This is a genomic window from Myroides phaeus (genome assembly GCF_900099675.1).
Classification (GTDB): Bacteria; Bacteroidota; Bacteroidia; order Flavobacteriales; family Flavobacteriaceae; genus Flavobacterium; species Flavobacterium phaeum.
This window is the reverse complement of the sequence record NZ_FNDQ01000026.1, coordinates 26,577-35,517: the sequence shown is the minus strand read 5'-3', so window position 1 is coordinate 35,517 and position 8,941 is coordinate 26,577. Positions and strand designations below refer to the sequence as shown.

The 8,941-nt window shown below is 30.8% G+C and carries 7 protein-coding genes; all 7 read right to left on the bottom strand.

The features are described from left to right. Positions 1–700: 700 nt before the first annotated feature. Positions 701–1,249 (bottom strand): hypothetical protein, encoded by a 549-nt coding sequence (locus BLT46_RS11410; protein WP_090410246.1) that lies wholly within the window; start codon positions 1,247–1,249, stop codon positions 701–703. 22 nt (positions 1,250–1,271) lie between these two features. Further along, positions 1,272–2,285, bottom strand: a complete 1,014-nt coding sequence (locus BLT46_RS11405) for an LLM class flavin-dependent oxidoreductase (protein WP_090410245.1) — start codon at positions 2,283–2,285, stop codon at positions 1,272–1,274. Between the two features lie 117 nt (positions 2,286–2,402). Beyond that, positions 2,403–2,969 carry a xanthine phosphoribosyltransferase gene (gene xpt, locus BLT46_RS11400; protein WP_090410249.1) on the bottom strand — a complete coding sequence of 189 codons (567 nt, stop codon included), beginning with the start codon at positions 2,967–2,969 and terminating at the stop codon, positions 2,403–2,405. 353 nt (positions 2,970–3,322) lie between these two features. Then, positions 3,323–4,759: an HmuY family protein gene (locus tag BLT46_RS11395; RefSeq protein WP_090410244.1), complete on the bottom strand. Its 1,437-nt coding sequence runs from the start codon at positions 4,757–4,759 to the stop codon at positions 3,323–3,325. Positions 4,760–4,770: 11 nt separating this feature from the next. Further along, complete coding sequence (locus tag BLT46_RS11390; RefSeq protein ID WP_090410248.1) at positions 4,771–6,894, bottom strand: TonB-dependent receptor plug domain-containing protein; 2,124 nt, start codon at positions 6,892–6,894, stop codon at positions 4,771–4,773. 140 nt (positions 6,895–7,034) lie between these two features. Beyond that, positions 7,035–7,970, bottom strand: coding sequence for a citrulline utilization hydrolase CtlX (ctlX, locus tag BLT46_RS11385; RefSeq protein ID WP_090410243.1), 936 nt, complete (start codon positions 7,968–7,970; stop codon positions 7,035–7,037). Positions 7,971–7,984: 14 nt separating this feature from the next. Then, positions 7,985–8,899, bottom strand: coding sequence for a dimethylarginine dimethylaminohydrolase family protein (locus tag BLT46_RS11380; RefSeq protein WP_090410242.1), 915 nt, complete (start codon positions 8,897–8,899; stop codon positions 7,985–7,987). Positions 8,900–8,941: the final 42 nt, after the last annotated feature.

Sequence of the window (8,941 nt, the reverse complement as noted above, 5' to 3'; positions counted from 1 at the left end):
CTTATTTTTTTCAAAGCGAAATAACGTTACTTTTTTATCTTTACTCTTTCACTATTTGTGTATGATCGTCTGCTGTAATGCGGATGCAAAAGTAGTATCTTTTTGGCTATTTCCAAACTTTACAACTCCTTTTTTGTAAGGTTTTTTATAACGTGTTGTTATGTTGCCTCTTACCTCTGAAAGTTTTTTTTTCTTTTTGTTTTTATTGGTTCAAATAGGTCTGACTTCTTTAGTAAAGTAAACACTCTATATATAGGTATACTATTATAGGTATTCTTATTACTCTCCTTATATAGGTACAAAATTAGTTATATCACTTCTATACGTAATTGTAAAGCGGTTATTTTGACATCATTTGCTATCACATGACATCATATGCACTATAAACTCCGTCCCGCTTTTATCCATATTTAACATAACACACTGATTATCACAATCATTACATCATCTTGAATGAAGATTGCTCGGAGATACACCAGAGATAAGCCGTAGATACCTCGCCTAAAGTCCTTTTTTGCGAACCATCTACGACTTATCTACGAGCTATCTACGACTAAGCAACAAAGTAAACCTTTATAAAACAGCCTAAAGTCCAGTGTTTACAAGCTATTCAAAGTGTGAATCTTATAAAAGAGCTATGCTAACGCCAAACAAAAAAGCCACTTAACGTTTAGGTTATAGAAATGACATTCCAAATATTTTATAATTCTTTAAAAGACTCCAATATTTTCCTCATAGAATCCTGTTCATCAACTTTTCCGTTAACAGGAACCCACGTATATACTTGATAATATTTTTCTTTCCCCTCAACTAAAACAATATTATAATAAATATCACTCTCAACCAACCTTACCTCAAAAGAAAGAAACACCGACTTATTATTTTTTGTAGTTGAATTTTGAATAACCGGCTTACTTATTATACTAAATTTCTTATCAATTTGCTCCAAGAAAAAATCAACATACCCCTCTAAACTATCCGAATAATTTCTCTTTGAAGTTGATATCGCTATTAACTTTGTAAGATTAGATTTAGGCTCTTCAATTACCATCACACATACACCTCTAATAGAATTCATATATTGCAATGACGCTTCAGAGTTCAAACCTTCAACTCTTTTTAAATAAGTTGGTAACTCAATAGAGTATTCATTATTAAAATCAACAACCTGGACATCTACTTTATCATTACAATTCAAAAAAAGAGTAGTAATAAAAATCAATCCTCCTATTCTCTTAAACAAACTCATATTTATATTATAAAACAAAAAATTATTTTCTACACTCCTTTATTACCTCCGAAAATAATTCTAAACTAATTATTTTTTCTTGTTCATCATAAATAGGTGCTGTAATCATTAATTCATCTACCTCTAAGATATCACAAAAACGTTGAACATCCTCCCTTATGTCATCAGGAGTTCCTATAAAAGAACAAGCCGTCATATTATATACTGCAGCTTCCTCTTCAGTAGTCCAAACACCATTCATAGTATCACAAGGTTCTTGCATTGGCTTCCTATCATTTCGAATAATCCCTAAAAACATTTTATAGAAAGATGTAGCTAAAAACTGTGCTTTTTCAGACGTATTGGCAACAATAGCATTTACACAAGCAACAAAATAAGGTTCTTGTAATTGAGAAGACGGCTTAAAATATTTCTTATAAATTCTACTCGCCTGTTGAAGCTGATGAGGAGCGAAATGACTTGCAAAAACATAAGGTAACCCTAGTTCTGCGGCTAAATATGCACTTTCAGTACTTGAACCCAATATCCATAAAGGAACATTAGCCCCTTCACCTGGGAAAGCACGAACTTTACATTGCTTATCAGTATTGCTAAAATAACTTTGCAACTCATCGATTTGCTTAGGAAATAAATCTGCTATTTGAACATCGTTTCTCCTTAATGCCATAGCAGTAAGTTGATCCGTTCCAGGAGCACGCCCTACTCCCAAATCTATTCTATTAGGATACAATGCATCTAAAGTACCAAATTGTTCAGCAATAACTAAAGAAGAATGATTAGGCAACATAACTCCACCTGACCCTACCTTTATTTTAGACGTACCACTTGCAATAAAACCAATTAAAACAGATGTAGCAGAAGAAGCTATATTCGCCATATTATGATGCTCTGCCATCCAAAATCTACTGTAGTTAAATTTTTCAGCACATTGAGCAACCTTTAAAACACTTTGTAACGTTTGACTAATACTCTTACCCTCTCCTACAATTGCAAGATCTAAAAAAGAATAAAGTATTTTTTTAGATTTATCTCCCATGACACTCATATATAATTTCACACAAACTACAAGATACTTATTTTTATTTTAAAAATAAAGAAAGTAATACCCCTCTAAAAACAAAAATCACTTCAATAAAGAAGTGATTCTGTATAACTATCTAATATCAATTGTACAATTAGATAAATCATCAATTATAGCTAGTGACTCTACTCTCACCCCCTTCTCTTCTAATAGCTTTCTACCATTTTGAAAAGCTTTTTCAATGATAAATCCCATTCCTACCAAATTAGCTCCAGATTGTTCTATTAAATCTAAAACTCCAATTGCAGCATTACCGTAAGCTAAAAAATCATCTACAAAAAGAACATTATCACCAGGTTTTAAAAAGTCTCCACTAATAACAACATCATAAGTTCTATCTTTTGTAAAAGAATGGATCTGCGTATGTAACATGTTTTCCATAGTAGTAGGTTTTTTCTTCTTAGCGAAAACCACAGGCAAATTCAATAAATACCCCGTCATAATAGCAGGAGCAATACCACTTGCTTCAATTGTCATAATCTTATTAACATTACTTGAAGCGAAACGACGTACAAATTCAACACCGATTGACTTCATCAAAACAGGATCCATTTGATGATTAATAAAGCTATCCACTTTTAAAATACCTCCTTCAAAACATTTACCATCTTGAAGAATACGTTGACGTAATAATTCCATTTTTTTGTTGTGTTGTATATTTTTATTTAGCATGTTAATATACACTAAATTTATTAGTCAGCGAATTTACCACAATCTAACAAACAAGCAATACAGAAAAAGATAATAGAATATCCCACATAAAACATTATTCTGGATATCAGCAATAAATAACCCTCAAATATTTCTTTACACTATAAAACACTCTAAATATAGTAAGTAGATATATCAAAAAACCCCAAGTGCGACAAACTTGGGGTTCTTCTAACAAAAATAAACTAACAACTCAATAAACAACAAATACATAAGCATTTGGTAATTTAATTGAATCACATACATAAAGTGCGACAACAATTCTCTATGTAATCTCTTCTTTAATATAATAAACTATATTCAAATTTAGGATAGCCACGCTCTCCCTTCTCATTCATAAAACCAAGCATTCTCATTTTATAAAAATTCCCTTTAGAATCTTTTATCACATAAAAAACATCACGATTTAAAACTTTAGCATTTGCAACATCTCTCCAATTACCACCAATAGTAGTTAAATCAGAAGACAAATGACTTTCAACAATATCTTGCTTAGTAAACTGTTTGTAAAATTTCTTATCTCCTTTAGGAATCTCAACTTGATAAGCCTTAACCCCTCCATAACGATTAATAACAATGAAATCTGAGAAACCATAAGAACCTTTTGGTGTCCCATTTTGATCTACTGTATTAGTAAAAACAGTAAAGTTCAAGTCCCACTTCTTTTTTGAAGGCTCAACATTAACAATCTTAAAATCTTTTAAACTGAAAAAAGTAAAATTAAATGCTTCATTCTTAGAGATCACCACTTCATTATGGGTTACGTCATTTAAATTTGCATACTGCAATAAATAGCCATCATTTCTTTTCAAAATACGAATTTTCATCCAACCCCTTTCATCACCTGTAATATTAACAGCCCCAGGCGCTACATTACCTGTACCAGGAAGAAAACCTAAATTTAAGAGATAAACATTATTCTCTACATCATTATCACTTATTTTGTTGATTGCAGTAAAATCTAAATTACCAGAAGTATGATCAATATAAGCAGTATTTGCGGCATCAAAAGTTCCTATTTGAACCAACTTTTTCATTTCATTAACGTGACCTTCATTCACTTTATCAATATCATTAAAAGCTAATTTACCAGCTGCCATATAAACAGCTCCATTTATCTTAACAACATCCTCTTTTCCAGAATAAAAAGCTAAGTCCCAGGCATCACGTTTAATAGGATAAGTAGCTTTACCTCCTAAATCAACATATACCTGGAATGGCTGACTTGGTCCACCAATAGCAGGACTTAAAATCCCTCCTAATGCAGCATCAAAACTAATAGCCATTAAATTATACCCTTGAATCAAAGCATTCGCTCCTTTATAATTAACTCTTTCTATTTGAAACTGTATAGTCATATCTTGACGTCTCCACGGAAACTCAATATTTTTAAACGTAAACTCAGCTCCTTTATCTCCTTTTACAAAAGGGACAATTAAAACTTCATCTGAAACGGCAGGTAAAGTTTCGAAGTCACTTCCATATTCAGCATTAGTTGCTTTTACTCGAATCTCAACACTACCACTTTCAATTGCAACGTCTGAAAATATTAATGAAATATTTTTTGTACTCTTAATATCCAAATATGAAATAGACTGTTCTGCAAATGCTACAATAAAATCTCTGCTTTCATTATTACCATTTTTCGAATCCTTTTCACACGAAAGAAAAAGACACATTATCAATGACAATACACTTATTTTAATAAAATTCTTCATTTTTTTTACTTCTAAAAACCTAAATCATATTGTAATTTCATAAAAACACTAGTCCCATATCCTAAAGGAATTGTAGTAACTCCACCATCATGAGCAGTTCCAGCACTTGTTGTAGATTTTAAATATTTAATATCAAATAAATTTCTTACCCCTACAGTTAACATTAGTTTTTTATCTAAAAAAGGCTGTCTCGCTGTTAAATCAAGCATTGAATAACTCTCTTGTTTTCCCTTAATATAATAATCTCCAAAAATATCACTCTCCTTTTTATACTTATATTCCTCACCATTATACTTATAATAAACTGAGAAAACAGATCCTGTTTTAGGTAATCTATAACTAATATTAGCTGTAACTTCAGGTGTATATAAAAACTTATCTACATCTTGAGGTGCATTAAATATCTCTTGAGCAGTACCTGACATAGTAAAACCAAGTCCAAAATTGAACTGCTTATAACTTAATTGATTTAAAATAGTAAAACCAATATTTCTAAAGCGATCAACATTATTATATTCAAATCGCAACCCATCTGGACTTACGATCTCAATTAAATCAATTTTATCCTGCACAGTTAAATATCTACCCGTTAAACTAGTTGTTGCATTAAAATCATCAGAAATGTTATACTCTTTCTTTAAATTCACAAAAAGAGTTTTTCCTTTCTCAGGACTTAGATCAGGGTTACCCTGTAAATCATGATTAACATCTACAAAGTAAGTATATAGTTCTTCATAATTAGGTAATCTTGGCGAAGTACCTACAGTTGCACGTAATTCATAATCCTTATTAAATACATACTTCATTACTAAACTAAAAGCATGTTGACTTTCAAAAACATTTGAGGTCATTAAACGATATCCAGGTCTCACCATAAACTTAGGAGTAACCTTAATTTCTGAAGAGGCATAAAAATCATAACTTCCAAGAGTTTTATTCTTTGGCTTTTCTCCCAGCACCTCAGTCATACTTGAATACCCTTTATTATTTAGAATTTCATAACCTACTTGGAACTTTGCCTTTTCCCACTTTATAAAATCACTAAAAGTACCCCTTGAAAACCACACTTCCTTACTTTCATTTTTAAAAGACTCTCTATCAAATTTTTCATCATATTTAATACGATAACGGTAACTATCAATATTTCTTTCTTGCTTTTGATAAGAAAACGAAAGGTCAAAAAACATTAAATCCCCCATTGTTCCAGACGTATTTAATACATTAGACCAACGTTTAGTATTTGTAATTTTATCCTTCGCTGTTGGGTCAATGGTTTCAAAAACAGGATCTTCGTTGAATTCATATAAATGAGAATAATTTTTCATACGTTCATCGAAATACTCAAACTTATAAAAAACTCTATATTTACCTTTATGATAGTTTAAAAGTCCTTTTACATTATTCTGATTTTTAGGTAACCAATCATGTCCTCTTTTATCATCATCTCCATAATAATTATGTCCCTCTCTATCGTTATACCAACCTTTAAAATCATTATGTGTATAACTTAAGCTTGCGTATATATTGTCATTAATATTATGCCCAATAGTAATACCTTGAATATGTTTACCTTTATTCTTGAAATCATACTCTTTTCCCACCGTTTCCTCCTGTAAAAATGTCTTCACATTCCAGTCGTGAATACTATTTTTCTTAGTAATTATATTGATAATTCCTGTAACAGCATTAGCTCCATAATCAACACCCATTGCCCCCTCAACAATTTCAATTTGCGCAACATCATCAAGGTTTATCTGTGTCAAATCAGTATTATTTCCAAATCCCTCATCACTAATCATTGGCACATTATCAATTAATATTGTAAAATATTGCGCATCTAATCCAAACATTTTGACTGAAGAACGTCCTGTACCTCCGTTAGGTAATATAGAAATGTTCATTACCTGATTTAAAGCATCAGCTAAAGTAACAGCTCCCAGATTTTCAATTCTTTGTCTATTTAATATAGTAACATTATTAACAGCTTTATTAATTGACTGTGGATTATATTGACCTGAAATAACAATTTCTTCTAATTTTTGATCTGGTGAAGCAATAGTATCATTTACTTGTGCTCTTGCCCCTACACTAAAAACTGAACATAGTCCAAGTGCAATTATTAACTTACGCTTCATTAATATTTTCTTATTATTCATTAAGATAAATTATCAATTGCAAATATAAGAAATATTATTATTTAAACTCATTTTAAATAATAATATTTGAAATAAAAAAACGGAGCTTAAAAGCTCCGTTTCAATTATATAACATTTCATTAATTCTGTGGTAAAAAAACCTCTGCCATCATACAGCGAGCACTTCCTCCTCCACAAGCTTCAATTGTATCTAAAGAACTATGTAAAATTTCACAATGTTTTTCTATACTTTTAACTTGTACTGGTGTTAAACTATTATAAGCTTGAGTAGACATTACTAAATATCTCTTATCATTAGCTCCTTTAACTTGTAACATATTACCTGCAAAGTTATTCACTTGATCTTCAGTAATTGCTATTACTTCTTTACCTGAGTTTTTTAAATTATTTAAAACAATCTTTTTTTCCTGTTTATCATCAATACAATCTAAGCAAATAACAGCAAATGTTTCAGCTAAACACATCATTACATTTGTATGATAGATATGTTTTCTCTCTCCATTTACATTTTGAAATGCTTCGAAAATAACAGGGTCCATTTCAAAATCTTCACAAAACTCTATAACTAAACCTTCATCAGCACGAGGAGATAATGCACAATAAGTTTTTTCATTTACACGATCAAGTAATAAACTACCTGTTCCCTCTAAAAACAAATCATCTTCTTCAGCTGATGTATAATCCCATACATCATTTATAACGAAACCTTGTTCTTCTAACACATCAAGAATATCCTCTCTACGTTCTCCCCTCCTATTCTCAGCAAACATTGGGTATAATACTATTTCTCCAGATTCATGAAATGAAATCCAATTATTTGGAAAAATACTATCAGGTGTATCAGGATCTAAGGTATCCTCCACAACAATAACATTCACCCCCACAGCTCTAAGTTTTTCAACAAACACATCAAACTCAAGTTGAGCCTTTGCGTTAACTGTTGCAGGTGTTAAGTTATCTAAAACTTTTTGATAATAATTATTCACAGCCGTTTGCTCATTCATTCTAAAAGCAACTGGACGAATCATTAAAATATTATTTGTAGTTTGACTCATATCTTTTTATATAATTAATCACGTATTAAAGGTAAAGTAGAACATCTTAATAACCCCTCTTGCTTAGCTATTTCAGCATAAGGAATTTCTTCTACAGTAAAATTATGATTTCTCAACCAATCATTTAAACGTTTAAAGTTTCTTTCAGAAACAACAACATCTGGAGCTATAGAAAATACATTAGAAAACATATGATACATTTCTTCTCTCTCAATATGGAACAAATTATCATAACCAAAAAGATCAACTAAATACTGATATTCTTTTTCATCATAAAAACCACCTTTATAAATTATAGCTTTATCCTTACCAACTGGCTGAAAACAACAATCTAAATGCAAGGCATTATCTCTTGGTTCGACTTTAGACTTAACTAAATCAAAACTCTTAACAATTTTATTAGGAAACAATTCCTTTATAAAGTTTACACCAGCCTCATTAGTTCTTGCAGTAATATAATCTTTATAATCAGGACGTTTATAAGAACCGATAAAAATATGATCATCCCATAACATTACATCACCACCCTCGAAATGAACTTCGTCTGGTGCGGATATAATATCATTATCATTAATTTTATCTAAAACGTAGTGTATAGCTTCGAGCTCACGATCTCTATCAGGAAGAATATTAGCTTTAATGAATTTATCATCAATAACAAAACCAATATCGCGAGTAAAAATTTGATTATAGTTTTCAATTATCTCAGGTCTAAAAACCTGAACATCGTATTTCTTAAATACATTATTAAAAGCATCCATTTCCTTTATCATATCAGCTTCTATTGGATAAGTACCTGCTTTAATATGTTCTAAAGATTTTGGGTCATATGCTTCTTCAATCGTAGGTGTGGGTCCGTTACTTTTTGCAGTACCTAGGACCACAGCCCGCAAACGAGCAGTTTCATTGGTTACATTTAGTTTTAACATAATAGTCATTTTCCACAAATATAGCAAAAAAGGACACTGAAT

Coding starts and splice junctions, on each gene's coding strand:
- BLT46_RS11410 (WP_090410246.1), bottom strand. CDS start 1,249: ATGAGTTTGTTTAAGAGAATAGGAGGATTGATTTTTATTACTACTCTT.
- BLT46_RS11405 (WP_090410245.1), bottom strand. CDS start 2,285: ATGGGAGATAAATCTAAAAAAATACTTTATTCTTTTTTAGATCTTGCA.
- xpt (WP_090410249.1), bottom strand. CDS start 2,969: ATGGAATTATTACGTCAACGTATTCTTCAAGATGGTAAATGTTTTGAA.
- BLT46_RS11395 (WP_090410244.1), bottom strand. CDS start 4,759: ATGAAGAATTTTATTAAAATAAGTGTATTGTCATTGATAATGTGTCTT.
- BLT46_RS11390 (WP_090410248.1), bottom strand. CDS start 6,894: ATGAAGCGTAAGTTAATAATTGCACTTGGACTATGTTCAGTTTTTAGT.
- ctlX (WP_090410243.1), bottom strand. CDS start 7,970: ATGAGTCAAACTACAAATAATATTTTAATGATTCGTCCAGTTGCTTTT.
- BLT46_RS11380 (WP_090410242.1), bottom strand. CDS start 8,899: ATGTTAAAACTAAATGTAACCAATGAAACTGCTCGTTTGCGGGCTGTG.